The sequence below is a fragment of the Vibrio ishigakensis genome (genome assembly GCF_024347675.1).
GTDB classification, from domain to species: Bacteria; Pseudomonadota; Gammaproteobacteria; order Enterobacterales; family Vibrionaceae; genus Vibrio; species Vibrio ishigakensis.
The window spans coordinates 334,256-359,920 of record NZ_AP024881.1 but is presented as its reverse complement, the minus strand read 5'-3'; the positions used below and the strand labels follow the sequence as shown (position 1 = coordinate 359,920).

Here is a 25,665-nt window from a genome sequence, read left to right as displayed (position 1 = left end):
TCTCTAGCATAAAAAAAGCGCTTACCCTTGGGCAAGCGCTAAACCTTTACCTTTTGCTAATGCTCAAGCTTTCCAATACGGTTCGACCTCGAGACACATGGCTCGAGTCTGCTCCATAGCATGCAAAATAGAGGTCTGTTGTCTATCCAACCAACGCTGCAGTTGCTCTTGTTCATCGCCTTCAAACTCTTCCACCAGCGGACGCACGGTTTCGAGGGTAAGAAGGTCGTCAATACCTTGAGCTAAGTCCGCCCATGGCAAACGAAATACCTGACGCAACTCTTGATCAAAAATAGCCGCAAAGCAGATGCCTGAGAACAGGCTGCGATTTAGGTGGTATTGCTCTTTGACGTAATCTTGCGCACTCAGTGGCTGCTCTATCGGGAATGAACTCTGAAGTTCAGCCCAAGTACGGTCTAACTGGTCTTTAGAGAACTGCACCACGTTAGAAGCCATCTTCTTACTGGCTTTCTCTTCCAAGAATGGTTGCCACCCTTTAGTTAAAAGCCAACGGCTAAGGTCTAAGATAAGGCCTGCGTATCGCGCCGATTGGAATAGCTCCAATATATCTTCATGAGATGGCAGTTCATCTCGCATCTCTGTGAGGCGTTGAACCAGCTCTTTGCGCGCATCTAGCTTGCGAAGTGCGTGTCCTTTATCTTCAGTTAATTCATCCAGATAATCCGCATTCTTTAGCCAATCTAACTCTTGCTCTAGCCACTTAAGCTCTTGACGCACAATGGCACTGGCACGCTTAGGGATAATGCCACCAAAGACCGCTAGGGTCTGACGGACAAAGCTCAGCGCATGGCTAATCTCATGCAAACAGTCCATAGATGGCTCTTCAACATAGGCTTGCTCATGATAAAGCCAGTGTGCCAATGCGTGCTCTAGGGATTTGATAAAGCACTCTTCAACGCTATCTTGAGCTTGGGTTTGTACTAAGCCTAGTGGACGAGGTTTACTGCCCTCATAGCCTTGAGCAAGACGATAACCGCGGGCAGCCTTGCTTAGGTTACCCAAACGAACGCCACCCTCTTCGCTAAGCTGTCGAGCGAGCGTAAATAGCGCATCGGTCTGACCCGATTTAAGCTCAAGCTCTACCTCACAGATTGGAGTGGTATTTTCACCAGCAACCACCTCTCCCTGATCGAACACTACCTCTACCTGGCTACCATCGGCCATACCGATAAGCCAAAGCTCACGATTAAAGTTGGTAGCAAAAATAGGCGTCAGCTGTTCGCTTAGCTCAGCAACAGAGCGCCCTTCAGGCCAGATATCGTCTGGGTGTAGGCTAGGGTCTGGATTGTTGCTGGAGTGTTCTGCGTTGTACTCTGGGCGCTGATGAAGACCAGCCACAACTCGACCGGAGGTTTTCACCGTTTGCACAAACACATCGTCGAAGCGACGGATGCGCATTCCAGTGTCGTGTTGGCGGAGCCAGTTATCTTGTGTATCGAAATAGGTGTTACCCAGGTCACGGGTATTCTGCTGTAGGATTTTTTGTTCAGTAAGCTTCTGTTTTAGAACGTCTGAAAATTCTGGAGATACAAAAAATTTCAGCTCTATTTCATTTTCCATGGGGTACTCGTAGTGTCGATCTAACTAGACCAAAATTGTTACTAGCAGATTAAGACCAATTGCCTTTATCAGCAAGTAGCTTCAAAAAGTGAAATACGTAGTGAGATCAATATTCACCACTACTGCTGGCCATTTATTCTATATTACAGGCAATAATCAGGATTAAAAACTAAACATAGAGCCAATTAAACTATGCTTTGCTCTTCAAATTACAAGAAAACCTATTATAGTTACACTCCACCATGACAACTTAATGACAAAGCTTCTATGCCAGTAAATACCATTATGGGTTTGTTCGCCAAATCACCGATCAAGCCTCTGCAGCAACACGTCGCTAAAGTACACGAGTGCTGTAATTTACTACCGCAATTTTTTGACGCTGCGAATAATTGTGATTGGGATAAAGCCACCGAATATCGTCAGCAGATCTCTTCTCTTGAGAGAGATGCGGATGTTCTAAAGCGTCAAATCCGCTTAAACCTTCCTACCGGCCTGTTTATGGCAATGGACCGAGGTGACCTACTAGACCTGCTTACTCAGCAAGACAAGGTAGCTAACCTAGCCAAAGACATATGCGGTCGCGTTCTGGGACGCCAACTGGTTGTTCCAGAAGACTTGTATATCGATTTTGTAGCCTATGTAAACCGCTGCCTAGATGCCGTGGGCCAAATGCATAAGGTTATCAATGAGCTAGACGAGTTACTCGAAACAGGCTTTAAAGGTCGAGAAGTCGACCTAGTGGAATCTATGATAGATGAATTGGACCGTATCGAAGACGATACTGACCAGATGCAGATTGATTTGCGCCAAGGTTTACGAGCCATTGAAAACGACTACAACCCAATTGATGTGATGTTCTTATACAAGATCCTCGAGTGGGTAGGTGCGATCGCCGATCAGGCTCAACGCGTATGTGCGCGTCTAGAGCTAATGATTGCTCGCAGTTAATTCTTAATCTTCCTGCATAGATTCCAAAGGAAATTCCATGGATATTCTCGCTAACTACGGCACACTAATTCTGATTATTGCCGCAGTATTTGGCTTTATGATGGCGGTTGGTATTGGTGCCAACGACGTCGCAAATGCTATGGGTACCTCAGTAGGTTCTAAAGCACTTACTGTAAAACAAGCGATCATCATCGCTATGATCTTTGAGTTCGCTGGTGCATATCTTGCCGGTGGTGAAGTAACCGACACCATTCGTAAGGGCGTTATCGACACCTCACTGTTCGCCGCACACCCAGATCAACTCGTATTCGGTATGATGTCTGCACTACTTGCAGCAGGTACCTGGCTACTGCTTGCTTCTTACATGGGCTGGCCTGTATCTACCACTCACTCAATCATCGGTGCCATCATTGGTTTCGCATTAGTTTCTGTTGGTTCAGAAGCGGTTGATTGGAGTTCTGTACAAGGCATCGTGGGTAGTTGGGTGGTAACGCCATTTATCTCCGGTTTGTTCGCTTACTTCATCTTTATCAGTGCTCAGAAGTTTATCTTCAACACTGAGCGACCACTAGAGAATGCAAAACGCTACGTTCCTGTGTACATGTTCCTAACCACTATCGTTATCGCGCTAGTAACCATCAAGAAAGGCCTTAAGCACGTTGGCCTGCACCTATCTAACGGTGAAGCATGGTTCTGGGCGACAGCGGTTTCTCTAGTGGTTATGGCTCTTGGTTACCTATACATTCAGAAGCGTTTCAAGCTAGACCATGAAAACCATGAGCACAGCTTCACCGGTGTAGAGAACGTATTTAGCACACTTATGGTAATCACAGCCTGTGCGATGGCATTTGCTCACGGTTCCAATGACGTTGCGAATGCGATCGGTCCACTGTCGGCTATCGTATCTACCGTTCAGAACCTAGGTGAAATCCAAGAAAAAACGCGTATCGCATGGTGGATTCTTCCTCTTGGTGGTATCGGTATCGTGGTTGGTCTAGCAACTCTTGGTCACAAGGTAATGTCTACCGTAGGTACGGGTATTACTGAACTAACTCCAAGCCGCGGCTTTGCAGCTCAGCTAGCAACTGCAAGTACTGTAGTTCTTGCATCGGGTACTGGCCTGCCAATCTCTACCACGCAGACGCTAGTAGGTGCGGTATTGGGTGTTGGTTTTGCTCGTGGTATTGCTGCACTGAACCTAGGCGTTGTACGCAACATCGTGGTTTCTTGGGTGGTTACCCTACCAGCAGGTGGTTTCCTAGCGATTGTCTTCTATGAGATCCTTATCCGACTATTCTGATTATCAATGTCAATCAGGTGTCATTTTTTGACAATCTCAGGTTATAGAGGGAGCTTGGCTCCCTCTTTTAGTTGCAGGGCGCCTTGAATCTACTTACTATTTAAGCAATCTTGGAAGGATAGATTAGAGCATGCGGTAAAGATGCCTCCCTTCCTAAAAAACGTTTAATATTCCGAAGGACGAACAGTGAAAAAACTTTTCCTCATCGCAGTGGCAGCCGTGCTTTCCGCGCCCGCATTTGCGAAAACCAGCTACATCTCAGACGACCTTTTCACCTACATGCACTCAGGCCCTAGCGCTCAATACCGTATTATTGGTAGCGTGAATGCTGGCGATCAGGTGACCACAGTACAAACCAACCGCAACAGTGGCTACACCGAAGTTGTTGATTCTCGCGGTCGTAAGGGTTGGGTCGAGAGCAAGTACGTGAGCGCAACCGAAGGTCGTGCAACGCGTATGCCTCGTCTAGAGAAAGAGCTTGCTGAGGTAAAGGCTGAGCTTGCTGGCTTTAACCAGAAAGCGGAAAATGAGCAGAAGAGCCTAGTAACCTCTCTAGAAGCGCGTAACACTCAAATCGCTGAGATGGAAGAGAACTATAAGCACGTTAATGACCAGCTGACTGCGGCTCAAACCGAAGTTCGTGCGCTGCGTGCTCGTCTTGATACCCAAAAAGAAGACCTGCTTCTGAAGTATTTCATGTACGGTGGTGGTGTTGCCGGTCTTGGTCTGCTATTTGGCTTGATTCTTCCTCACATCATTCCACGTCGTAAGAAGTCACCAAGTGGCTGGGCATAAGCCCCAAACGAATTGAACAAAAGCTGCCTATGGCAGCTTTTTTATTATCCAGCCCAGTCATACAGAGCTGGCAGTTTAAGTTTCTCACCCTGATATTCTATGACTACATAGCGAGGTGCTATCTGCATCAGCTTAACCCCGCTGTCAGTTGCGCTCCCCTCTTGCAACTCCTGCCCATTAATCTTCACCCAGCGATGAGTCGGATTGCTGGCGTACATGTGGGTCTGTAGGTTCAGCGGAGGAAGTTTGCCATGATACTCATCGGTATGCGTCTCAAGGTCTTTAATCGCCTGATCTTGCTTCTCCTGCTCGCTAAGCTCCTCTGGTATGGTTGGACTCTCTTTCAGAATACTCGACACCTGACTTGCAAGCTCTGGTGACAAACCACTCAGGTCGAGCTGAGATAGATTCCACTCAGGGCTCTGAGTTTGAGGTGCAGTCACTGGCTCAGGCTTAACCTCTGGCACTGAAGGTGTTGACGCTACCACAGTAGCAGGTGCAGAAGGCGTGATACGCGGTAGAGGTTCTAGTTCCTTGGTTTGACTATCTAAAAAGGTCAACTCTAGTGGCGGCTGCACAATCGGCTCAACCTCCAATGCAACAGGCTTCTCTGCCATAGTGCTTACCGCGTGGTAAGTTAGCTCATCCACGGGTTTCCCCATATGAGGCAGATAAAACTTAACCGAAGCACCGATTAAAATACCCACAGCTCCAACTAGCAACCAAGAGGTCGCAGAGTCTCTATTTTCACTAGGTTGCTTGGCAATCACAGGAGTGCGCACCAGCTGTGCTTGTTCATACTCTTGCTGTGATTTTTGCAGCGCCTTTAATACCTGAGACATTACATCGCCTCCTTACGCTGACCAAGTAGGCTTGGCGCTTTGGTTGTAGTAAGCCTATCCAATTGGCGCAAAGTGCGACTTCCAGCCACACCGTCGGCAGAGAGACCCTGCCACTCTTGAAACATAGTCACTCTGCTCTTGAGCTCCTGGTTGAACACAGAGGTATCGAGCGGCTCAGCATTGAGCACCTGCGCAACTAGCTTATCGAGCTGACGAACCTGCTCGCCACTGTTATTAAGCTTCAAGGTCTCAGTGATCTCGCTGTACCACAGGTATCTGAACTCCCCCTGCCAATGAGCACGAAGCCACTCAAGTGGCAGTTCTACCCTCTGCTGGTTAAGCACTAACTCAACTCTTTCTTGCTCAATGTGACTAAACACAGCAAAGAATGGCAGCCCCTCTTGATAAAGGGTTAGTACCACAGGGCGATTGGAAGCAATTACCTGCTCTAAAGAGGCATTGCCTCGATAGCAATGAAATGGCGCTCGAGTGCCGCTCTGGCAATCAGAGTCCACGATAGAAGCTTGATAGCCCCACAATGCATATAGAGATTGCATCGCTCCCATAGGAGAGCGACTGCGCTCAATCAAAGCATTGAGCTGATTATCCTGCGCCTGCACTTTCTGTGATATCGCTTGATTCGCTTCTAACTGCTGCTGACGTTGCTCAGCTAGTTGACTGTTCTCCACCTCCACTCGATACATCTGTTGCCATGCAGACATGGCGGTGAAGCCAACACCCACACAAGCTAAAAGAAGAGCAAGCACTGCCGGCCGTAAAACACTCTTCTGGACCTGCTGCGGCTGAGATTGGAGACTCGGAGCCTGAAAAGAGAGAATATCTTGGCTAGCTTGAGTAGCCAGTTTTCCATCCACCTCTTGAGCTTGGCTGAGCATAGCGTAGTGAAGTGCTTTGTCGCACACTAGGTTAATTAGCCTAGGCACTCCTTGAGTCTGGCTAGCAATGATGCGAATAGCTTTAGGGCTGAATAGTTTCTTATTACAGCCAGCTACGTGCAGACGAAACTGGATATAGTCCGCCACCTCTTTTTCCACCAAAGGCAGTAGGTGATAGCGCCCGGTTATGCGCTGAGCCAGCTGACGAAGTTCTGAAGTTTGTAGCTTATGTTGAAGCTCTGGCTGACCGATCAATAGCACCTTGAGCAGCTTATGATTCTCTGTCTCAAGGTTGGTCAATAGGCGAAGCTGCTCTAGTACCTGAGGCGAAAGATGCTGGGCTTCATCGATAAACAGCAGGGTTTGTTTACCCTGCTGATGGTTTTCTAGCAAATATTGATAAAGAAGCTGAGAGAGCTGTTTTAGCGTTGTCGGCTGCTGATAGGTAAGGGAGAACTCATCGCAGATAGCCTCCAACAGTTCAAGCTCAGAGAAGGTCGGATTGAGGATAAGCCCAGCTACCCAATTTGATTCCAAATTGGCCAGCATTGCCTTGGACACTGTGGTTTTACCTGTACCTACCTCACCGGTAAGCATGGCAAAGCCACCGCCCCCACCTAACCCCATCTGCAGATGTGTCAACGCCTCACGATGACGCGCGCTCAAAAACAGAAACTTAGAGCTTGGTACTATCGAGAATGGCTCCTCAATAAAACCAAAATAATCTTTATACATAAGAGAAGCCTAACTCCACTTCTTTTCTAGTTAGCCTCAAGCTACCATTGAACATAATTAATGTAGGGTATTCGATTAAGGTTAACATTTTGCGACGCTATCTAGTAGGTGGTGCAGTTCGAGATAAGCTACTGGGCATTAAAAACTACGACAGAGACTGGGTTGTGGTCGGCTCTACCCCAGAAGAACTGCAACAGGAAGGCTTTCAGGCGGTAGGCAAAGACTTCCCTGTTTTTCTGCATCCAGAGACTAAAGAAGAACATGCGCTTGCTCGCACAGAGCGTAAATCCGGCGCTGGCTATACTGGCTTTGAGTGCTTTTTCGCCCCTGATGTCACCCTAGAGGAAGACCTTATCAGGCGTGACCTCACCATCAATGCTATCGCAGAAGATGAAAGCGGAGAGCTGACCGACCCTTATGGTGGCGCACACGACCTTGAAGCTCGTTTGCTCAGACATGTGTCTGAGGCTTTTGTCGAAGACCCACTTCGTGTGCTTCGCGTGGCACGATTTGCCGCCAAGCTACATCACCTCGGCTTTGTGGTGGCAGATGAAACTATGGCCTTGATGAAGCACATCAGTGGTTCTGGTGAGCTCAAAACCCTTACTGCTGAACGCGTTTGGCAAGAGTGGCAAAAATCTCTCACCACAAAGAATCCAGAAGTATTTCTGCAAGTGCTACGTGACTGCGGCGCCCTAGCAGAAGTTATTCCCGAAATAGATAAGCTGTTTGGTGTTCCTCAACCCGAGAAATGGCATCCTGAGATAGATACAGGTATCCACACCTTAATGGTGGCCAGAGAGGCCTCTTTGTTGAGCGACTCTGAAGAGGTGCGATTTGCTGCACAGGTACATGACTTAGGCAAAGGTGTTACACCACAAAGCGAATGGCCAAGCCACAAGATGCATTGCCACACAGGGCTAAAGATAATCGAGAAACTGTGCGCTCGTTTAAGACTCCCTAATCAATTTAAGCAACTGGCTCTTAATGTCTGTGCTCAACACTCTAACGTACATAGAGCTCAAGAGCTGAAGGCCGCAACTGTATTAAAGGTGCTAGACAGCTTAGATGTATGGCGCAAGCCGGAGCGACTGGAGCAGGTTCTCCTATCTTGTATGGCCGATTCTCGCGGCCGCACTGGTTTTGAAGATATCGACTATACACAACGAGACTACTTTAAGCAGGCCCATCAAGCCGCGCTCGAGGTCGACGTGCAATCCATCATAGCCGATGGTTTTAAGGGCAAGGATATCCGCGATCAGCTGTCTCAGAGACGAATCGATGCGATTCAAGGTATCAAGGAAGAATGGCAGGCACAAAAAAAGTGGCCCTAGAGCCACTTTCTTGTTTTTTCCTTAGCGAGTCATTAAGAAGGCAAATAGACCTACACCTAGAATGAGTCGATAGATAACGAACGGGGTCATACCCATACGAGAGATCAGTTTCAGGAAGTAGTGAATACAGAAATAAGCACTGACAAAGGAAACTGCAATCCCGGTTGATAGCACACCAAGGTGCATAGGCTCTGGGCTCAACGCTAGCTTAGTGCCTAGATAACCACCCGCCAAGGTGATGATAGGAATAGACATCAAGAAAGAGAAGCGAGCCGCCGCTTCACGAGTAAAGCCAAGATAAAGTGCCGCAGTAATGGTTGCACCAGAGCGAGAAGTACCAGGGATCATCGCCATCGCTTGAGCGACACCGATAAATAGAGATTTCTTCCACGTGGTCTGGTACTCGTCATCGCGTAGAGCCGAGGTCTTATCCACGTACCATAGAAGCAAGCCAAAGATGATAGTGGTACACGCGATCACCCAAGCACTGCGTAGATAGAGCTCAATCAAGTCATTCAGGAACAGACCTGCAAGACCTGCTGGAATGGTTGCTAGGATAATCATCCACGCCAGTTTCGATTCTTTACTGTGCTCTTGTTTAAACACAGATGCGAAGAAGGCTCTTAGCAGGCTAACAACCTCGTTGCGGAAGTAAATAACAACTGCTAGCAAGGTACCTACGTGTACCGCAACGTCGAATGCCAGCCCTTGGTCTTCCCAGCCCAATACAGCTGAAGGCAGGATCAGGTGAGCAGAACTTGAAATAGGCAAGAACTCAGTAAGACCTTGAATCAAGGCCAAGACAAAAGCTTCAAAATAACTCATTAATTATTAATCACTTAAAATAGATTGATACAGGCGAGAGGTTTGCATCTCCGCCGATGGATTCAAAAGTCTGCTCCCAAAGCTTTGCTACTGTGCGGCCGTCAGTTGGGATCACCAGTTCAGGACAAAGCTCCTTCAATGGTTGCAGAACAAAATTAAACTTAAAGATATCGCTTCTCGGTAGCTGAGGTTTATCGGTGCAAACCTCCTCACCAAACAACAAAATATCGATATCTAGGGTGCGGTCTTTATTCTTTTTCGCATCCAAGGGACGTCCATATTGAACCTCAAGGTTGCGCAGGTGCTGCCTGAGTTGGTCTAGCTCAAGAGAAACCTCTAGACCTACTACAAAGTTGAAAAACTCAGCACCTTCAAAGCCGCTGGCTGGGCATTGATAAACGGTAGACACTTGCAGATTAGCATCTAGTTTTTTCAATTCAGTGACGGCAGCAACAGCGTGACGCTGCCTATCTATATTGGTACCTACGCCGAGGTAGACTCGAGTCACAAGCTTCCTCGCTCAATCACCACACCCACGCTAGTGGCTTGTGGTACTGCGCCTGGTTTGCGAACACGGATTTTCACCCAAGGGACGCTAAAATCATTCATTATGATAGCAGCAACCTCTTCGGCTACTCTCTCAACCAATAGGAATCGACCATTTTCGATATGCTTCAAGATAGCTTGGCTCACTGAGAAATAATCTAAGGCGTCATTCACGTCATCGCTTAGACCAGCTTTAGTGTTGTCATGGGCCATTTCGATATCAAGCACCAGCTTTTGCTTAATCTCTTGTTCCCAGTCGTACACCCCAATAGTGGTGATAACCTCTAGCTGCTCAATAAATACGCGGTCTTGAATCATATCCCTGCTCCTTGCTCTCATCCGCTAAAGTTTGAGGTCGGATAAGCCCAATTAAGAAAAAAACGTAATATACTACATCCAGCGTCCATCTATCATCCTGATTTGTGGACAGGCCGAGACAAAATTGTAAAGGATATCTATGTCTGCAATGGTACTGATCATGATTATCTGCGCCTATCTATTGGGCTCAGTTTCCAGTGCCGTGCTGATCTGTCGCATATTCAAACTGCCTGATCCTAGGACCTCCGGCTCGAACAACCCAGGGGCTACCAATGTGCTGCGCATAGGTGGGAAACTCCCAGCCTTCTTGGTTTTGTTCTGCGATATGGCAAAAGGCATCATCCCGGTTTGGACAGGTTACTTTCTCGATATCGACCCTGTGATGCTAGGGCTTATAGGTATTGCCGCCTGTATTGGCCACATCTACCCTATCTTCTTTCACTTTAAAGGGGGCAAAGGAGTGGCTACGGCTATCGGGGCAATTGCGCCAATCGGATGGGATCTAACAGGCATGTTGATGGGCACTTGGCTCACTGCGGTTTTTCTATTCCGCTATTCCTCGCTTGCTGCGTTAATCACAGCACTCGTCGCTCCATTTTATACCTGGCTTATCAAGCCTCAGTACACTTTACCCGTTGCTATGCTGTGCTGTCTTATCATTTGGCGTCACCAAGGAAATATAAAGCGACTGATCAGCGGTGAGGAACCTAAGGTAGGCCTGAAAAAAAAGTAGAGATGTCAGGCCAACCCTAAGATTGGCCTGAAAGGAATTAGCTTTGGTGTGCTGGTAGATCTTTTGCTTGATAAGAGTCTGCAAAGCCATGGTTGCGGTCTCTATGCTTGGCTTCATCTTCACGGATACGCAGAACAACATCTCTTAGCTTGGCATCGGCCGGCAGTTGATAGTATTTAATTGCGATCTCTGGAGCATCGACATTATCAACGATACCACTATCGATTTTCTCAAGGTACTCAGTGTAGCTCTTACACGCCTCTTCCTCGAAATAACCTACGATACGGTGTGCGATCTTTGAGGAAAGCAGATAAAGCACGCTATAAACCACGATAAATACGCCCTGTCCTAACAGCACTAGTAAGCGTTCGATCCAGCTTGGTTTAGCGATATCGAGGAAAATCATTAGGTGCATGCGCTCGTTCTCTGCCTCATCCAGTAACTCACGAATCCAACCCTCATCATCACGCATACGACGAAGAGCCTTAAGGTGATTGAACATACCCGCAACCATACCTGGAACCGCTGCTATGGTTTCTAGTATCACTGCACGCTTAGCGTACTTCTTGCCATAGAAGATATTGAGACAAAACTTCAACACCTGAGTGATCTTGTAAGCAATGTAGTCACTCAGCTTGCTGGTATCTCTATGTTTTAATTGAAACTCCGCCATGTTTCTTTCTCCCCAACGATTAAGATGCATTAAATATACAATTTTAAGTCTGTATTACAAGCTTATTGTTAAAAAAAATTTTAATCATTAAAAAAAAGTTTAACGGATATGTCAGAGCCAAAAAAAACGCTCCACGTGGGAGCGTTTATGCTGATTATTCACTAATGGGCTGGAGCTGATCGATCGGCCAACGTGGCTGAGCTTTTACTGAGAGGTCTGAGACCTCTTTATTCTTCAGTCGCTGCATGCCCGCATACGCGATCATGGCACCATTGTCGGTACAGAATTCTGTTCTAGGGTAATAAACCTCTCCGCCCACTTTCGCAGCTAGTGCCTCTAAATCTTTACGCAGTTGCTTATTCGCACTCACACCACCTGCAATCACGATACGCTTCATACCGGTTTGCTCAAGGGCACGCTTGCACTTAATGGCTAGAGTCGCGCACACCGCCTCTTGGAAGGCATAGGCAATATCAGCGCGAGTCTGGTCATCATCCCCATTTGCCGCAATGGTATTAGCAGCGAAGGTCTTAAGGCCAGAAAAGCTCATGTCTAAGCCAGGTCTGTCTGTCATTGGGCGTGGGAACTTAAAGCGACCCGGCGTGCCGTTTTCTGCTAGACGAGAAAGTAGTGGACCACCAGGATAATCTAGGCCCATTAGCTTGGCCGTCTTATCAAAAGCCTCACCGGCAGCGTCATCGATAGACTCACCAAGGATCTGATACTCACCGATCCCTTTCACTTCAACGATCATGGTATGGCCCCCAGAAACAAGAAGCGCAACAAAGGGAAACGGTGGTGGGTTATCCTCTAGCATAGGCGCCAGCAAATGCCCTTCCATGTGGTGCACAGGCACTGCTGGAACATCCCAAGCATAAGCAATACTGCGACCAATAGTTGCACCCACCAGAAGCGCCCCAACAAGACCTGGGCCTGCGGTATAGGCTACGCCATCGATGTCATCTTTGGTAAGATTGGCATCGGCTAGCGCTTCTTTAATAAGAGGAATAGTCTTTTTAACGTGATCTCGAGATGCCAGCTCAGGTACAACGCCACCATAATCGGCGTGCAGTTTTACTTGGCTGTAGAGTTGGTGTGACAACAAGCCTTGCTCATCATCATAAATAGCAATGCCTGTCTCATCACAGGATGTTTCGATTCCTAAAATTCGCATAGTTTTCTCGAGATGCTGACAATTTGGCGCATATTAGCACTGTCCTACATCCGCTACCAAATAATTGATCGTTTTATCCCCAATAAAGTGCTTTACAAACACGGTCACTTCAGATTAAAATTCCGCACCATTTTTGATCAAGCTGGTTATTCTCCACGCATAAACATTTGCTTGGAACCGTGAAAACCAGTAGTAACGAATAACCCCTGAGGTGAAAGGCATATGCCAGTAGTTAAAGTACGTGAAAACGAACCGTTCGACGTAGCTCTACGTCGCTTTAAACGCTCTTGCGAAAAAGCAGGTATTCTTTCTGAAGTGCGCCGTCGTGAGCACTACGAGAAACCAACTACAGTTCGCAAACGCGCTAAAGCAGCGGCTCAAAAGCGTCACGCTAAGAAGCTAGCTCGCGAAAACGCACGTCGCGTTCGTCTTTACTAATCCCCGTTTAATCAGGAATTAGTAATGGCTCTGATTGATACACTCAAAGAAGAGCAAAAACTAGCGATGAAGGCCAAGGACAAACCGCGCCTTGGCACTATCCGTTTAGCTCTATCAGCAATCAAGCAACGTGAAGTTGACGAACAGATTACTCTGAACGACGACGATATCATTGCAGTGCTGACCAAAATGGTTAAACAACGTCGCGATTCTGTGGCTCAATACGAATCAGCAGGTCGTGAAGACCTTGCAGAGGTAGAAAGAGTAGAAATCACAGTACTTGAGGAATTTATGCCTCAACCGCTTACCGAAGAAGAAGTTGCTGCCCTCATTGAAGGTGCAATCACTGAATCAGGTGCTGCGGGCATGCAAGACATGGGTAAAGTGATGGGCGTTCTGAAACCACAAATTCAAGGGCGCGCAGACATGGGTAAAGTAAGTGGTTTAGTTCGCTCTAAACTTGCTTAATTCCCAAGCCAATATTTAAATCAAGCCGTGCTATTCTTTGAATGCGCGGCTTGTTTGTATCTCGCAATCGGCAATTTCTTTAGGATTTATGGCAGGACACATCCCTCGTAGCTTCATAGATGATTTGCTCGCTCGACTCGATATCGTCGACATCATCGATGCACGCGTAAAACTAAAGAAACAAGGCAAAAACTACGGTGCTTGCTGCCCATTCCACAACGAGAAAACCCCATCATTTAGCGTAAGCCAAGAGAAACAGTTCTATCACTGCTTCGGCTGTGGCGTACACGGTAATGCTATCGATTTTATGATGGAGTACGAACGTCTTGAGTTTGTTGAAGCCATTGAAGAGCTCGCCTCTCACCTAGGTGTTGAGGTACCAAGAGAACAGCGCCAAGGTGGATTTAATCGCCAGGGCCCATCGGCAAACTCTGAACAAAAACGTTCTCTATATGATCTTTTAGGCAGTATCTCTAACTTCTATCGAAGCCAGCTAAAAACTTCAGCAGGTAAGGTAGCAGTGGACTATCTAAAGGGACGTGGTCTCAGTGGAGAGATAGCGCAGAAATTTGATATTGGTTTTGTCCCAGACGAATGGGACTCGGTTCGTAAGAACTTTGGTCAACAGAAGCAGACCCAAGATGCGCTAGTTAGCGCGGGCATGCTGATTGAGAATGACAAAGGTAACCGCTACGACCGCTTCCGCGGACGTGTGATGTTTCCAATTCGAGACCGTCGCGGTCGAGTAATTGGATTCGGTGGTCGAGTACTAGGTGATGGAACGCCAAAATACCTAAACTCACCAGAAACCCCAATTTTCCATAAGGGTAAAGAGCTTTACGGCCTTTACGAGGTTCTTCAAACCCACCGCTCCCCCGAGCAGGTACTGGTTGTCGAAGGCTATATGGATGTGGTGGCTCTGGCGCAGTTTGGTGTGGACTATGCGGTCGCTTCCCTAGGTACTTCCACCACGGGCGATCACCTGCAGATGCTGTTCCGTCAAACCAGTACTATCGTCTGTTGTTACGATGGTGACCGTGCAGGCCGAGATGCCGCATGGCGCGCGATGGAGAATGCCCTCCCCTACCTGAACGATGGACGTCAGCTTAAGTTTATGTTCCTGCCCGATGGCGAGGATCCTGACAGCTATATTCGTCAGCACGGTAAAGAGGCATTTGAACAGCAAGTGACCGAGGCCATGTCTCTGTCGGACTTTATGTTCCAAACCTTACTGTCCCAGGTAGACACTAGCAGTAAGGAAGGTATGGCGAAGTTGAGTACCCTCGCTGTACCGTTAATCGACAAGGTTCCAGGCGGAACACTTCGTCTTTATCTGAGGGAACTGCTTGGGCGCAAACTAGGTCTAGTTGAAGAGAGCCAGCTGCAACAGCTGCTATCGAAAAATAATCAGCAAGAGACGCGCCCTGCTCCTCATAAAAAGATAGAGCGAACACCGATGCGGGTAGTTATTGCATTATTGCTACAGAACCCGCAATTTGTGGACTTTGTCCCGAATTTAGATTCCATTAGGCAAACCAACCTGCCTGGACTAAGTTTATTACTCGATGTGGTTGATAAATGTCTAAATCATCCCCATATCAGCACAGGCCAGTTATTAGAGCACTGGCGAAATCAAAAAGACGAAAGAATCTTGTCGCTTCTGGCGAGTTGGGATATCCCTACTTATAAAGAAGAAGACAACCTAGAAGATATATTTTGCGATTCACTGGATAAGGTCATTTATCAGTGTATCGAAAGGCAAATAGAAACTCTGCAAGCAAAAGAAAGAAGTATCGGCTTATCAGTCGATGAGAAAAGGGAGCTGCTAGCACTAATGCTAGATTTAAAAGCGTGAGACCCTGATCGCTTGTAATGTTGAAACTTTGCTATACTTAGCGGTTCGCAATTCGAAGCAAACTAGTTCCATCACAGACCAGAATTTGGATACCATCTATGGATCAAAATAGGCAGTCACAGCTTAAAGCACTAGTTCTTAAAGGTAAAGAACAGGGCTATCTAACTTACGCTGAAGTAAACGATCACTTGCCACCTGAAATCGTTGACTCAGAGCAGGTCGAAGACATCATCCAGATGATCAACGACATGGGCATCAAAGTAGTTGAAAACGCTACAGAAATTGATGACGACACCATCGATGAAACCACCACTGAAGTCGATGAAGAAGCTGCAGAAGCTGCGGTTGCTGCTCTTAGTAGCGTAGAAAGTGAGATTGGTCGTACTACAGACCCAGTGCGCATGTACATGCGTGAAATGGGTACCGTTGAGCTTCTTACTCGTGAAGGCGAGATCGACATTGCTAAACGCATTGAAGACGGTATCAACCAAGTACAGGCTTCTGTTGCAGAATTTCCTGGTACTATCCCATACATCCTTGAGCAGTTCGACAAGGTCCAAGCTGAAGAATTACGTCTAACCGACGTTATCGCTGGTTTCGTTGATCCTGACGATGAAGAAACTACAGCGCCTACAGCGACCCACGTTGGTTCTGAGCTTGCTGAAACTGACCTTAAAGATGAAGATGGCGAAGACGACGATTCTGACGAAGAGAGTGAGGAAGAGGAAGATACAGGTATCGACCCTGAGCTTGCTCTGGAGAAATTCACTGAACTTCGTAACACCTATCAAGACCTGCAGCTAGTTGTTAACTCTGAAGGCCGTGGTAGCGATGCATATCGCGTAGCTACTGATAAGGTTCTGGACGTATTCCGCGAGTTTCGCCTAACTCCTAAGCAGTTCGACCATTTGGTTAACGAACTACGCACCTCTATGGAGCGCGTTCGTACTCAAGAGCGTCTGATCATGCGTCAAACCGTTGAATACGGTGGCATGCCGAAAAAAGATTTCGTTAAGCTATTTACTGGCAACGAATCAAGTGAAGCTTGGGTAGACCAAGCTCTGTCTTCAGACGTGGCTTACAAAGAGAAGATCCGTCGTAACGAAGAAGACATCCGCCGCTCAATTCAAAAGCTAAAAGCGATTGAAGAAGAGACGTCACTAACGGTTCAATCTATCAAAGACATCAGCCGTCGCATGTCTATCGGTGAAGCGAAAGCTCGCCGCGCGAAGAAAGAGATGGTAGAGGCGAACCTACGTCTTGTAATCTCTATCGCGAAGAAATATACCAACCGTGGCCTACAGTTCCTTGACCTTATCCAGGAAGGTAACATTGGTCTAATGAAAGCGGTTGATAAGTTTGAATACCGTCGTGGTTACAAGTTCTCGACTTACGCAACTTGGTGGATCCGTCAGGCAATCACTCGTTCGATTGCTGACCAAGCACGTACAATCCGTATCCCAGTGCACATGATCGAGACTATCAACAAGCTAAACCGTATCTCTCGTCAAATGCTACAAGAGATGGGTCGTGAGCCACTACCGGAAGAACTGGCTGAGCGCATGCAGATGCCAGAAGACAAGATCCGTAAAGTACTGAAGATCGCTAAAGAGCCAATCTCAATGGAGACACCAATCGGTGACGATGAAGATTCGCATCTAGGTGACTTTATCGAGGATACCACTCTAGAACTGCCTCTAGACTCTGCAACTTCTACTAGCCTGAAGTTTGCAACTAAAGACGTTCTTGCTGGCCTAACTCCTCGTGAAGCTAAAGTACTTCGTATGCGCTTTGGTATCGACATGAACACTGACCACACCCTAGAAGAAGTTGGTAAGCAGTTCGACGTTACTCGTGAGCGTATCCGTCAGATCGAAGCTAAGGCTCTACGTAAACTGCGTCACCCAAGCCGCTCAGAAACCCTGCGCAGCTTCCTAGACGAGTAAAGCTAGACCTGTAAGCGTAAAAGGTGAGCCTAGGCTCACCTTTTTTGTTTTTAGTCTGTTCAATCGCTTAAAAACCATACGCAAATCAGTAGATTGGTCGAGGTGTTCCCTAGACACTCCCCCGAGCATCTCATATAATCTTCAACCTACACGGCCCCTTAGCTCAGTGGTTAGAGCAGTCGACTCATAATCGATTGGTCCGCAGTTCAAGTCTGCGAGGGGCCACCATACTCTAGAAAGCCTGAGAGCATTATTGCTTCTCAGGCTTTTTGCTTTTCTGCTCTCTGTGTAACGAATATTTACCACCTCTAGAACTTCATTTCTCGCTTTCATCAATGAAGCACCGAGAACCCAAATCACAGAAAATCCAATTACCCATGAAAACTATGTACTCTTTTTACCGCAATTATTAATGTAGGTAGGTCGGTATGTTTAGGAGATCAAATTAGTGCTATATACCAATCGTTCAAGCGAAAAATTTAAAACAGAATTTACACAGAAAGCTAATCAAGCAAAGAGTATTCACATTGCAAGTGGTTACATGGGACATTCCCTAGTTTCGGAGTTAACCCCCACTCTTACAAAAGTCGCAGAACAAGAAATATGTAGAGTCCTAATTGGAATGGTTTTTCATAAAGGACTCAACAAACAACAGCTAGACTCACTCACTAAACTTGATGATGCACTCAAAAACAAAAACCCTGAGAGCGGTGTCTTTATTTCGATGAAAGAGTATCACGGCAAGATCTACCGCATTTCCAATGGGATAGAAAACACTCTTTACATCGGGTCATCTAACTTTTCTACTCAGGGTTTCAGTGACAGACTTGAGTGCATGGCAAAAATTGAAGATCAAAATATCATAAATGAAACAGACAAATATATTGATGATCTCTTTTCCATGAACACTACCAAAAGGCTAAATCAAGTTGACCTAACACAGAAGTCTAAATCAACCATATCTTCTCTCTCACAACAAGCAGATATGGACATTAGCAACTATGAAGTACTGAGAAATTCTTTCCCATCAGTAAATCAAGCTATTGGCAAGCTAGAAATCGAACTTAGAGTAGATGCGCAGCCAAATTCAGGCCTTAACTTATTCTTTGCAAAGGGAAGGTTGAATAGAAGCACCAATACATACCAACCAAGACCTTGGTACGAAGTGGAACTTGGAGTCCAAAAGTCAGATACTCAAAATTCTTTCTATCCACCTACAACGCCAAACCCTACATCACCGACCAGTAATTCAAGAAATGGAACGTTTACCGCCTACTTTGAGCGAAATGGAAAGTACTTTAAGATAAAAATGGTCGTATCAGCAGATTTCGGCAAAAATATTGCCTCGCATGATGATTCCGGTGGACGAGCAACTTTAGGAAAGTTACTCAAGGGTAAGCTAGAGGATGCAGGGCTACTCAAGTACGGTGATAGGATTACCTCTGACACTTTAGAACAGTATGGAAAAACATCGATTACGTTCCACAAATTTGCAAACGGAGAGTACTTTCTAGAGTTTTAAGTAAATATTTATCAATGTTCTATTTGAATGTTTTTTCCTACCTGCTTGCTAGAGAAATCAGCAAAGAAAAGTTAATATAGCCGGCTGAATGTTGGACCTAGAGAGTAAAGATATGATATTTAAATTTGCAGAGATTTTTTGTGGCCCAGGAGGGCTAGCTCTAGGGGCAAAAAACGCATCATGTAAAGTCGAAGGCATTGAGTTTCAGCCTGTATGGGCAAATGACATTGATGCCTCAACCTGTAAAACTTATGCCCGCAACATTCACAATGGCGATGAATCAAAAGTATATTGCGCCCCAGTTCAAGAGCTTGATTTTGACAATCTTGAAGGTTTTGACGGTCTTAGTTTTGGTTTTCCCTGCAATGACTTTTCTCAGGTAGGGGAAAAGAAAGGGACTGATGGTAAATTTGGTCCCCTTTACAGCTATGGTGTGAAAGCGATAAACGCGAAGAATCCAAAGTGGTTCTTAGCAGAGAACGTAGGGGGGCTACAAAGTGCAAATGAAGGTAAAGCCTTCAAAACTATACTTAATGCGCTTCAAAATGCAGGTGAAGTCGGCTATAAGCTAAGCGTCCACTTATATAAGTTTGAAGAGTATGGCGTTCCTCAAAAAAGGCATCGTTTTATTATTGTGGGTATCAGAAATGATTTAGGTCTTGAGTTTAGAGTACCTAAAGCTATCACTCCAAATCCAGAAGACTATGTGACCGCCAAAGAAGCACTGAGTGATATTCCACCAACAGCAACACACCACGAGCTAACTCGTCAATCTGCTACGGTTGTAGAAAGGCTAAAACATATACCGCCGGGTGAAAATGCATGGTACGAAGGTATTCCTGAACATCTACAGTTGAATGTAAAGGGAGCTAGAATGAGCCAGATTTATAGAAGGCTTCATCCAGAGAAACCTTCATATACTGTGACTGGAAGCGGTGGTGGTGGCACTCACGGATATCACTGGTCAGAACCAAGAGCCTTGACTAATAGAGAAAGGGCTCGCATTCAAACCTTCCCTGATTCCTATTTTTTCGAAGGCAGCAAAGAAAGCATAAGAAAGCAAATTGGAATGGCTGTTCCACCAGCTGGTGTAGAGCATATATTTGTGGCTCTAGCTAAAACCTTTGCAGGTATACCTTATGAATACATTGACCCTAAATATGATGAGGACTTTCTGGCAACTTTGTAACTAAGATAATTCAAGTCTGCTAGAGGCCACCTTATTCTAGAAAGCCTGATGAAGAAATTCGTCAGGCTTTTTTTATGTCCATATGTCTGCCGTTGCTCATTCATCATACAAATTTGAACACTAGGTGACCAAATGTTAAAATTTGCGCGCAGAATTTCCTGCGCAACCTAAACGGAGGACGGTTTTGTCGTATTTCTCTAGTGATGAAGTCCTAGGCACGCGACGTGATTTTAAGAATTTATGGATGATACTAATAAAAAGTACAGTATAGAAACCACCGACTATGAGGTGGGTCAGGACAATATTCAAAAGTGGGGCTTTGACATACATAACCCCGTATTCGGAACTAGCGCAGTTCTCATCATAGTAACCCTCGTAAGTCTTCTCTTGGTTGGACCAACAACCGCCCTTAACTCACTCAACGCTCTCAAAAACGGCATCATCAATCAGTTTGATTCCTTTTTTATGTGGGCAACCAATTTCTTCCTTCTATTTGCACTGATACTTATAGCCTCACCGCTGGGCAAGATTCGTATTGGTGGCAAAGAAGCAAAGTCTGAACACAGCACCTTATCTTGGATAGCTATGCTGTTTGCTGCTGGAATGGGTATAGGGTTGCTATTCTGGGGTGTAGCTGAACCCGTCGCCTACTTTACTGATTGGTACGGAACTCCGTTAAACGTTACTGCCTATAGTGAAGAAGCCAAATCGATGGCTCTAGGCGCGACCATATTCCACTGGGGGCTGCACGGCTGGAGCATCTATGCCATCGTCGCTCTTTCACTGGCATTCTTTACCTACAACAAGGGACTTCCACTTTCAATCCGCTCTACCTTCTACCCTATCTTTGGTGATAGAGCCTGGGGTTGGATGGGGCACGTGATCGATATTCTCGCTGTATTAGCGACCCTATTTGGACTGGCAACATCACTAGGCCTGGGCGCTCAGCAAGCCACCAGCGGGTTTAACCACGTGTTTGGCTTAAATGGTGGTATTGGAACCCAGTTGATTGTTATTTCCTTAGTAACCTTTATCGCCTCTTTATCTGTAATGCGCGGTATCAATGGAGGCGTGAAAATACTGAGCAATATCAATATGTTGGCAGCATTTGCACTATTGGTTTTTGTCATCTTTGTTGGCAAAGATACCGTGCTGTCATCTTTGTGGTACACCATCGAAGGATACGCAAGTAACTTTGTAGAGCTTAGCAACCCTCACGGTCGTGAAGACAGCGTTTGGATGCATGCTTGGACCGTATTCTATTGGGCATGGTGGATCTCTTGGTCACCATTCGTGGGTATGTTTATCGCTCGCATCTCTAAAGGCCGCACAGTACGAGAGTTCCTTATTGCAGTCATTGTTATCCCAACCGCGGTAACTCTGGTGTGGATGTCAGTATTTGGTGGCATCGCCATCGACCAAGTAGCGAACAAAATCGGCCTACTGGGTGCAAATGGGCTGACCGATATCTCACTCACCCTATTCCATGTATACGATGCAATGCCGTTTAGCTCGGTATTGTCGATACTGTCGGTTGCTCTGATCCTGATTTTCTTTGTAACCTCGGCCGATTCTGGTTCGTTGGTTATTGATAGCATCACAGCGGGGGGCAAGATAGATGCTCCTGTTCCACAGAGGGTATTCTGGACCTGTATTGGTGGTGCCATCGCTGCTGTAATGCTTTGGGTAGGTGGTAAGGATGCCCTACAAGCTCTGCAGTCCGGCGTGGTAGCCACGGCGTTACCATTTGCATTGGTATTGCTACTCATGTGTGTAAGCCTGATAAAAGGTCTTAGAACCGAGATATCAGAATATCGAGCTCTAACTCCTAAGACTGAGTCTTAACGCTACAAAACTAACGTAAAAACAAAGCCTGACCACGCAAATGGTTAGGCTTTTTTCTGCTCAAAGCACTCTGATTTTCTAGGTTGAAATTTTTAACACATTTTTGTTGAACTGCGCCCAATAGTTACCCTAGAATGCGCGTCAATTATTGACTAGAAAACCATAAAGCCCGTGAACACTTGGCGCTTTCCTCAAACACATCCAGATAGTGATTATTCCGTGACATCGACTCTGTTCGGTGGTCGCTGCATTTCTGTTTTCTACGATTAACGCCTAGCTGCGCTCTGCAGCCTAAAACACCCCTCTAAATTTTGCGCCTCACGCTAGTGAAGGTGCTACTCCTCGTGCGTTTTTGAAAATAGGTATAAAAATGAAGATTAGTCGCATCTGGTTGGCTGATACCCTGGCTCTTATGAGCTTCACTATTGTCACTGGTATGTTCATCGAAGTGGTTATCGTGCAGATGACTATTCAGCAGTCTCTGATGTCTCGATTGCTGTGTCAGCCGATCAATATCCTAACCGGCAGACTTTACGGTCGTTATCGCGATAGCGTGCTTAGAGCAATTCCATTCCATGGCCCAAACTGGCTAATATCGGCTGTGGGTGATGTACTTGCCTATATCAGCTTTCAGTTGCCACTGTATATCGCTATCTTATTAATTATTGGCATGGACTTACCTAGTATTGCTACAGCGGCGACTACTCAAACCCTAGCCCTGTTTGTGCTCGGAGCCCCTTATGGAGTGTGGCTGACCAAGGTTCGTCGCTGGGTTAAAGCTCCGACTCAAATGAGTCCAGATACCGCGAGTGCCTAGTAAATTTTTTGCATCTAAATAGCTAAGGTGCCACCATCTCTAAAGATATAATTGAGGTTATTAGCCAAGATGAAGATAGAAGCTGTCTGGTCAGAATATCAGAGTGCCCTTAAGGCCTTTTTGCATAAGAACGTATCCGATCCTGATGACGTTGATGATCTACTACAAGAGGTGCTGATTAAATCTTTCAATAACCTCAGTGCGGTCAAAGATGCCAGCAAGATGAAGTCTTGGCTGTTTCAGGTAGCGAACAACACACTTATCGATTTCTACCGCAAGCGTGGTAAAACTCACGATATCGATGAGGAAGACCTGTGGCATGGCGAGAGTGAAGAGAGCATTATTGGGGAGCTTTCAGATTGCATCATGCCCTTTATCGATGCACTTCCTGACAATCAAGCGGCGTTACTAAGGGCTATCGAGCTTCAAGGCGTTTCGCAAAAAGAGTATGCGGAGCAGCAAGGCATCAAGTACTCCACCCTGAAATCTCAGGTGCAGAAAAGTCGTCAGAATCTTCTTGGTCTATTCAAACAATGCTGCGATTTCTCTATCGATAGTCGCGGCAACATTATGACCTACGAACAAAAAAGCTCTGATTGTTCAGGCTGTTAGAGAAAAGTTTTAAATTAATCTCGTCTTTCTCATCATGGCTTCGTCTTATGGGTGTAAATTGAAAAACACTCGATGGAGTCATGATGAACAAATTAATTAGCTTTAAAAACTGCCCTTTCGTACAGCGTGTAATGGGCTCTCTCATTGCTAAGAATATTGAGTTTGAGATCGAATATATCGAGCTCTCTAACAAGCCACAGTGGTTCCTAGATATCTCACCAAACGGTCAAGTGCCCGTACTAGTCACTGAAGATAAGACCGTATTGTTCGAATCCGATGCCATCGTAGAATACCTAGATGATAAGTACGCACCTATCGAGCAGGTCTCACCGGAACAGAAAGCACTAGATCGCGCTTGGTCGTATCAAGCCTCAAAGCATTACATGCCCCAGTGTGGCACCATGAGCGCCAAGGACAAGCAGACCTTTGAAACGCGACTGCAAAACCTTTCTAAGTCTTTTGCTAAGGCTGAAAAGCAGCTTGCTGATGGACCTTACTTTAAGGGTGAACAGCTATCAAATATCGATATAGCTTGGCTTCCTATCCTGCACCGTGCCCACGTTATCAAAAAACGCTCCGGCTTTGATTTACTAGACGGTTTTGCAAAGGTGCAACAGTGGCAAAAGACACTCGTTGAATCGGGCTTGGCAGCCAAGACCGTACCAGAAGACTTTGAAGAGGTATTCAGTCGCTTTTACCTAGGCGATACCTATCTAGGTAAACTGGCTCGTGGTGAAGAGTGTCATGGTCAGCAATCTTGCACAGAAAAGTCGACCTCTTGTTGCGGATAAAAAAATAGCCCTAGCAGTTGCTAGGGCTATGTTTCTAATTTCTGTCGATAACCGACTCTCGCGTAACCAAGCGACCTGTTATCAGTGGTGTTTTCTCAACCACCTTATCATCTAGACAGGCATCGAGCTTTTGCATTGCGTTGTCGATAATAGTCTGAGATGGATAGCTGATGCAGGTCAACGGTGGGTTGAGCTGGCTGGCAAGCTGTGAGTCCTCAAGAGAGATAATTGAAACCTCTTGCGGTGTTGCAAGGTTAAAGCTTCTAAATAGATTCATAGCAATCGCGGCCTGGCTATCGCGCATTACTACCAGAGCGCTAAATTGACTAAAGCTGTTAAGTAGTGACATGATTGCCTGCTCACAAGAGCCGTTAGCCGTGACTATAAGCTGACGATTCACTGGGATAGCCATATTCTGTAGTGCTTGTTTATAGCCTTGCAGAACCTGCTCTGACGCATACCCATCATCATCAAGCACAACCGCAATACTGGTGTGTCCTTTGCTCGACAAGAAGCGACACGCGCTTTCGGCAGCAAATACATAGTCATAGTTGACTCGACTCTCTGCATCTTCAGCAACCGAATCTACCGCAATCACACGACTGTCGGATTCTGAAGCAAAGCTTCCTCCTACGGAGATAATGGCATCACAATGGCGCTGCGATAACTCATCCACCAACCTCTGATGCTCCTGTGTAGTTTCAGCAAACTGCACCAACATATGTTTACCACGACTCTTCAATGCCTTAGCTAATAGTGGCAAGTAGGTAGAGACCTGCCCAGCATCGGTAGAAGAGAGAATTACGCCGATATAGTCAGAACGCTTGTTAGCTAGGGTTTGCGCCGCTGCATTAGGACGATAATTAAGCTGCTCTGCAGCACGCAGCACCGCATCTCGACTCTCTGGCTTCACTCCACGACTGCCACTCATCACGCGAGAAACGGTCGCCTTGGATACGTTCGCTAGTAACGATACGTCTGTGATGGTTGCCATATACAATCCTTGCAATCATGCTTTCCTTAGTCACGGAAAGCGGTTTCAATATAATTTCAGCATTGTACCTTATCTAGGTCACAAATAAAAAAGCGGCCTCAAGCAGGCCGCAAAAAATGCTGAATGACGGGAGCTACATCATCATCCGGCTAATCAGGAGGTTGTTAGGCGGCTACACGTTTGTGAAGCTCTATCATCTCAACCACCAACTCCTTGGCTAACATTGAGGTCATAAGGTGGTCCTGCGCGTGAACCATGATAAGTGTCATCTTAGTCTTGCCAGTGCCCTCATCGGCTTCAATCAATTGGGTCTGCACTAGGTGCGCGCGGTTAGCAGCCTCTTGCGCTTCCTTGATTAACGACTCTGCTTCTTCAAACTGGCCTTGCTTGGCCTGACGAAGCGCCTCATAACACAGACTTCGTGACTCACCGGCATTAATGATGATGCCCATTACCTGCTCTTCAAGTTCAATACTCATTGTTGTTCC

General features: G+C 46.3%; 25 protein-coding genes and 1 tRNA gene. 16 read left to right on the top strand and 10 right to left on the bottom strand.

Annotated features, from left to right (window positions below; genetic code table 11):
* Positions 1-63 precede the first annotated feature (63 nt).
* Complete coding sequence (locus Pcarn_RS01775; RefSeq protein WP_261834696.1) at positions 64-1,581, bottom strand: CYTH and CHAD domain-containing protein; 1,518 nt, start codon at positions 1,579-1,581, stop codon at positions 64-66.
* 267 nt (positions 1,582-1,848) lie between these two features.
* Here Pcarn_RS01775 and Pcarn_RS01770 point away from each other — a divergent pair, with 267 nt between their 5' ends.
* The 3 genes from Pcarn_RS01770 to Pcarn_RS01760 all read left to right on the top strand — a co-directional run bounded on the left by Pcarn_RS01770 (position 1,849) and on the right by Pcarn_RS01760 (position 4,624).
* Entirely contained in the window at positions 1,849-2,529 is a 681-nt protein-coding gene (locus Pcarn_RS01770; protein WP_261834695.1) for a TIGR00153 family protein, read from the top strand.
* Positions 2,530-2,566: 37 nt separating this feature from the next.
* Positions 2,567-3,829, top strand: a complete 1,263-nt coding sequence (locus tag Pcarn_RS01765) for an inorganic phosphate transporter (RefSeq protein WP_261834694.1) — start codon at positions 2,567-2,569, stop codon at positions 3,827-3,829.
* A gap of 186 nt (positions 3,830-4,015) precedes the next feature.
* Entirely contained in the window at positions 4,016-4,624 is a 609-nt protein-coding gene (locus tag Pcarn_RS01760; protein ID WP_261834693.1) for a TIGR04211 family SH3 domain-containing protein, read from the top strand.
* 44 nt (positions 4,625-4,668) lie between these two features.
* Here Pcarn_RS01760 and Pcarn_RS01755 read toward each other — a convergent pair whose 3' ends face one another.
* Positions 4,669-5,466, bottom strand: coding sequence for a general secretion pathway protein GspB (locus tag Pcarn_RS01755; RefSeq protein WP_261834692.1), 798 nt, complete (start codon positions 5,464-5,466; stop codon positions 4,669-4,671).
* Complete coding sequence (locus Pcarn_RS01750) at positions 5,466-7,097, bottom strand: AAA family ATPase (RefSeq protein WP_261834691.1); 1,632 nt, start codon at positions 7,095-7,097, stop codon at positions 5,466-5,468. Before Pcarn_RS01750 ends, Pcarn_RS01755 begins: the two co-directional genes overlap by 1 nt.
* A gap of 89 nt (positions 7,098-7,186) precedes the next feature.
* Between Pcarn_RS01750 and Pcarn_RS01745 the strand changes: the two genes are divergently transcribed.
* Positions 7,187-8,431 (top strand): multifunctional CCA addition/repair protein, encoded by a 1,245-nt coding sequence (locus Pcarn_RS01745; RefSeq protein WP_261834690.1) that lies wholly within the window; start codon positions 7,187-7,189, stop codon positions 8,429-8,431.
* A 21-nt stretch (positions 8,432-8,452) separates the two neighbouring features.
* Here the strand turns inward: Pcarn_RS01745 and Pcarn_RS01740 are convergent, their stop codons facing one another.
* The 3 genes from Pcarn_RS01740 to folB are packed head-to-tail and all read right to left on the bottom strand — an operon-like array spanning position 8,453 to position 10,120.
* Complete coding sequence (locus tag Pcarn_RS01740; protein WP_261834689.1) at positions 8,453-9,256, bottom strand: undecaprenyl-diphosphate phosphatase; 804 nt, start codon at positions 9,254-9,256, stop codon at positions 8,453-8,455.
* Positions 9,257-9,266: 10 nt separating this feature from the next.
* The gene (gene folK, locus Pcarn_RS01735; RefSeq protein WP_261834688.1) at positions 9,267-9,764 is read right to left on the bottom strand and encodes a 2-amino-4-hydroxy-6-hydroxymethyldihydropteridine diphosphokinase; all 498 of its coding nucleotides are present in this window, start codon (positions 9,762-9,764) and stop codon (positions 9,267-9,269) included.
* Positions 9,761-10,120 carry a dihydroneopterin aldolase gene (folB, locus tag Pcarn_RS01730; protein WP_261834687.1) on the bottom strand — a complete coding sequence of 120 codons (360 nt, stop codon included), beginning with the start codon at positions 10,118-10,120 and terminating at the stop codon, positions 9,761-9,763. Before folB ends, folK begins: the two co-directional genes overlap by 4 nt.
* A gap of 139 nt (positions 10,121-10,259) precedes the next feature.
* On the opposite strand from folB, the gene plsY reads away from it, so the two are divergent.
* Positions 10,260-10,853, top strand: a complete 594-nt coding sequence (gene plsY, locus Pcarn_RS01725) for a glycerol-3-phosphate 1-O-acyltransferase PlsY (protein WP_261834686.1) — start codon at positions 10,260-10,262, stop codon at positions 10,851-10,853.
* Between the two features lie 37 nt (positions 10,854-10,890).
* Here plsY and Pcarn_RS01720 read toward each other — a convergent pair whose 3' ends face one another.
* Both Pcarn_RS01720 and tsaD read right to left on the bottom strand, forming a co-directional pair.
* Positions 10,891-11,526, bottom strand: coding sequence for an alternative oxidase (locus Pcarn_RS01720; protein ID WP_261834685.1), 636 nt, complete (start codon positions 11,524-11,526; stop codon positions 10,891-10,893).
* A 154-nt stretch (positions 11,527-11,680) separates the two neighbouring features.
* A complete protein-coding gene (gene tsaD, locus Pcarn_RS01715; RefSeq protein ID WP_261834684.1) occupies positions 11,681-12,700 on the bottom strand; it encodes a tRNA (adenosine(37)-N6)-threonylcarbamoyltransferase complex transferase subunit TsaD in 1,020 nt (339 codons plus the stop codon).
* A gap of 222 nt (positions 12,701-12,922) precedes the next feature.
* On the opposite strand from tsaD, the gene rpsU reads away from it, so the two are divergent.
* The 11 genes from rpsU (at position 12,923) to Pcarn_RS01660 (ending at position 24,183) form a co-directional block, all read left to right on the top strand.
* On the top strand, positions 12,923-13,138 hold the full coding sequence (gene rpsU / locus Pcarn_RS01710; RefSeq protein WP_001145625.1) for a 30S ribosomal protein S21: 216 nt from the start codon (positions 12,923-12,925) through the stop codon (positions 13,136-13,138).
* A gap of 24 nt (positions 13,139-13,162) precedes the next feature.
* Positions 13,163-13,606 carry a GatB/YqeY domain-containing protein gene (locus tag Pcarn_RS01705; protein ID WP_261834683.1) on the top strand — a complete coding sequence of 148 codons (444 nt, stop codon included), beginning with the start codon at positions 13,163-13,165 and terminating at the stop codon, positions 13,604-13,606.
* Between the two features lie 88 nt (positions 13,607-13,694).
* On the top strand, positions 13,695-15,461 hold the full coding sequence (gene dnaG, locus Pcarn_RS01700) for a DNA primase (RefSeq protein WP_261834682.1): 1,767 nt from the start codon (positions 13,695-13,697) through the stop codon (positions 15,459-15,461).
* 98 nt (positions 15,462-15,559) lie between these two features.
* Complete coding sequence (rpoD, locus tag Pcarn_RS01695; protein ID WP_261834681.1) at positions 15,560-17,407, top strand: RNA polymerase sigma factor RpoD; 1,848 nt, start codon at positions 15,560-15,562, stop codon at positions 17,405-17,407.
* A gap of 152 nt (positions 17,408-17,559) precedes the next feature.
* A tRNA-Ile gene (locus tag Pcarn_RS01690) sits at positions 17,560-17,635 on the top strand.
* 220 nt (positions 17,636-17,855) lie between these two features.
* Positions 17,856-18,929, top strand: coding sequence for a restriction endonuclease PLD domain-containing protein (locus tag Pcarn_RS01685; RefSeq protein ID WP_261834680.1), 1,074 nt, complete (start codon positions 17,856-17,858; stop codon positions 18,927-18,929).
* 112 nt (positions 18,930-19,041) lie between these two features.
* Positions 19,042-20,118, top strand: coding sequence for a DNA cytosine methyltransferase (locus tag Pcarn_RS01680; protein ID WP_261834679.1), 1,077 nt, complete (start codon positions 19,042-19,044; stop codon positions 20,116-20,118).
* Between the two features lie 240 nt (positions 20,119-20,358).
* On the top strand, positions 20,359-21,963 hold the full coding sequence (locus Pcarn_RS01675) for a BCCT family transporter (protein ID WP_261834678.1): 1,605 nt from the start codon (positions 20,359-20,361) through the stop codon (positions 21,961-21,963).
* Between the two features lie 370 nt (positions 21,964-22,333).
* The gene (gene alaE / locus Pcarn_RS01670; protein WP_261834677.1) at positions 22,334-22,780 is read left to right on the top strand and encodes an L-alanine exporter AlaE; all 447 of its coding nucleotides are present in this window, start codon (positions 22,334-22,336) and stop codon (positions 22,778-22,780) included.
* 69 nt (positions 22,781-22,849) lie between these two features.
* Entirely contained in the window at positions 22,850-23,392 is a 543-nt protein-coding gene (sigZ, locus tag Pcarn_RS01665; RefSeq protein ID WP_261834676.1) for an RNA polymerase sigma factor SigZ, read from the top strand.
* An 83-nt stretch (positions 23,393-23,475) separates the two neighbouring features.
* The gene (locus Pcarn_RS01660) at positions 23,476-24,183 is read left to right on the top strand and encodes a glutathione S-transferase family protein (protein ID WP_261834675.1); all 708 of its coding nucleotides are present in this window, start codon (positions 23,476-23,478) and stop codon (positions 24,181-24,183) included.
* A 34-nt stretch (positions 24,184-24,217) separates the two neighbouring features.
* Here the strand turns inward: Pcarn_RS01660 and Pcarn_RS01655 are convergent, their stop codons facing one another.
* Together Pcarn_RS01655 and chbA are read right to left on the bottom strand one after the other, a co-directional pair.
* Positions 24,218-25,177 carry a LacI family DNA-binding transcriptional regulator gene (locus Pcarn_RS01655; protein ID WP_261834674.1) on the bottom strand — a complete coding sequence of 320 codons (960 nt, stop codon included), beginning with the start codon at positions 25,175-25,177 and terminating at the stop codon, positions 24,218-24,220.
* Between the two features lie 164 nt (positions 25,178-25,341).
* Positions 25,342-25,650, bottom strand: coding sequence for a PTS N,N'-diacetylchitobiose transporter subunit IIA (chbA, locus tag Pcarn_RS01650; RefSeq protein ID WP_261835624.1), 309 nt, complete (start codon positions 25,648-25,650; stop codon positions 25,342-25,344).
* Positions 25,651-25,665 lie beyond the last annotated feature (15 nt).

Bases quoted from the DNA above. Each gene is read 5' to 3' on its own strand.
- alaE (WP_261834677.1), top strand. From the start codon at position 22,334: ATGAAGATTAGTCGCATCTGGTTGGCTGATACCCTGGCTCTTATGAGC.
- Pcarn_RS01720 (WP_261834685.1), bottom strand. From the start codon at position 11,526: ATGGCGGAGTTTCAATTAAAACATAGAGATACCAGCAAGCTGAGTGAC.
- Pcarn_RS01655 (WP_261834674.1), bottom strand. From the start codon at position 25,177: ATGGCAACCATCACAGACGTATCGTTACTAGCGAACGTATCCAAGGCG.
- Pcarn_RS01750 (WP_261834691.1), bottom strand. From the start codon at position 7,097: ATGTATAAAGATTATTTTGGTTTTATTGAGGAGCCATTCTCGATAGTA.
- rpoD (WP_261834681.1), top strand. From the start codon at position 15,560: ATGGATCAAAATAGGCAGTCACAGCTTAAAGCACTAGTTCTTAAAGGT.
- Pcarn_RS01660 (WP_261834675.1), top strand. From the start codon at position 23,476: ATGAACAAATTAATTAGCTTTAAAAACTGCCCTTTCGTACAGCGTGTA.
- Pcarn_RS01755 (WP_261834692.1), bottom strand. From the start codon at position 5,466: ATGTCTCAGGTATTAAAGGCGCTGCAAAAATCACAGCAAGAGTATGAA.
- rpsU (WP_001145625.1), top strand. From the start codon at position 12,923: ATGCCAGTAGTTAAAGTACGTGAAAACGAACCGTTCGACGTAGCTCTA.
- Pcarn_RS01675 (WP_261834678.1), top strand. From the start codon at position 20,359: ATGGATGATACTAATAAAAAGTACAGTATAGAAACCACCGACTATGAG.
- sigZ (WP_261834676.1), top strand. From the start codon at position 22,850: ATGAAGATAGAAGCTGTCTGGTCAGAATATCAGAGTGCCCTTAAGGCC.
- Pcarn_RS01775 (WP_261834696.1), bottom strand. From the start codon at position 1,581: ATGGAAAATGAAATAGAGCTGAAATTTTTTGTATCTCCAGAATTTTCA.
- plsY (WP_261834686.1), top strand. From the start codon at position 10,260: ATGTCTGCAATGGTACTGATCATGATTATCTGCGCCTATCTATTGGGC.
- Pcarn_RS01765 (WP_261834694.1), top strand. From the start codon at position 2,567: ATGGATATTCTCGCTAACTACGGCACACTAATTCTGATTATTGCCGCA.
- Pcarn_RS01705 (WP_261834683.1), top strand. From the start codon at position 13,163: ATGGCTCTGATTGATACACTCAAAGAAGAGCAAAAACTAGCGATGAAG.
- dnaG (WP_261834682.1), top strand. From the start codon at position 13,695: ATGGCAGGACACATCCCTCGTAGCTTCATAGATGATTTGCTCGCTCGA.
- Pcarn_RS01740 (WP_261834689.1), bottom strand. From the start codon at position 9,256: ATGAGTTATTTTGAAGCTTTTGTCTTGGCCTTGATTCAAGGTCTTACT.
- tsaD (WP_261834684.1), bottom strand. From the start codon at position 12,700: ATGCGAATTTTAGGAATCGAAACATCCTGTGATGAGACAGGCATTGCT.
- folB (WP_261834687.1), bottom strand. From the start codon at position 10,120: ATGATTCAAGACCGCGTATTTATTGAGCAGCTAGAGGTTATCACCACT.
- Pcarn_RS01680 (WP_261834679.1), top strand. From the start codon at position 19,042: ATGATATTTAAATTTGCAGAGATTTTTTGTGGCCCAGGAGGGCTAGCT.
- Pcarn_RS01770 (WP_261834695.1), top strand. From the start codon at position 1,849: ATGCCAGTAAATACCATTATGGGTTTGTTCGCCAAATCACCGATCAAG.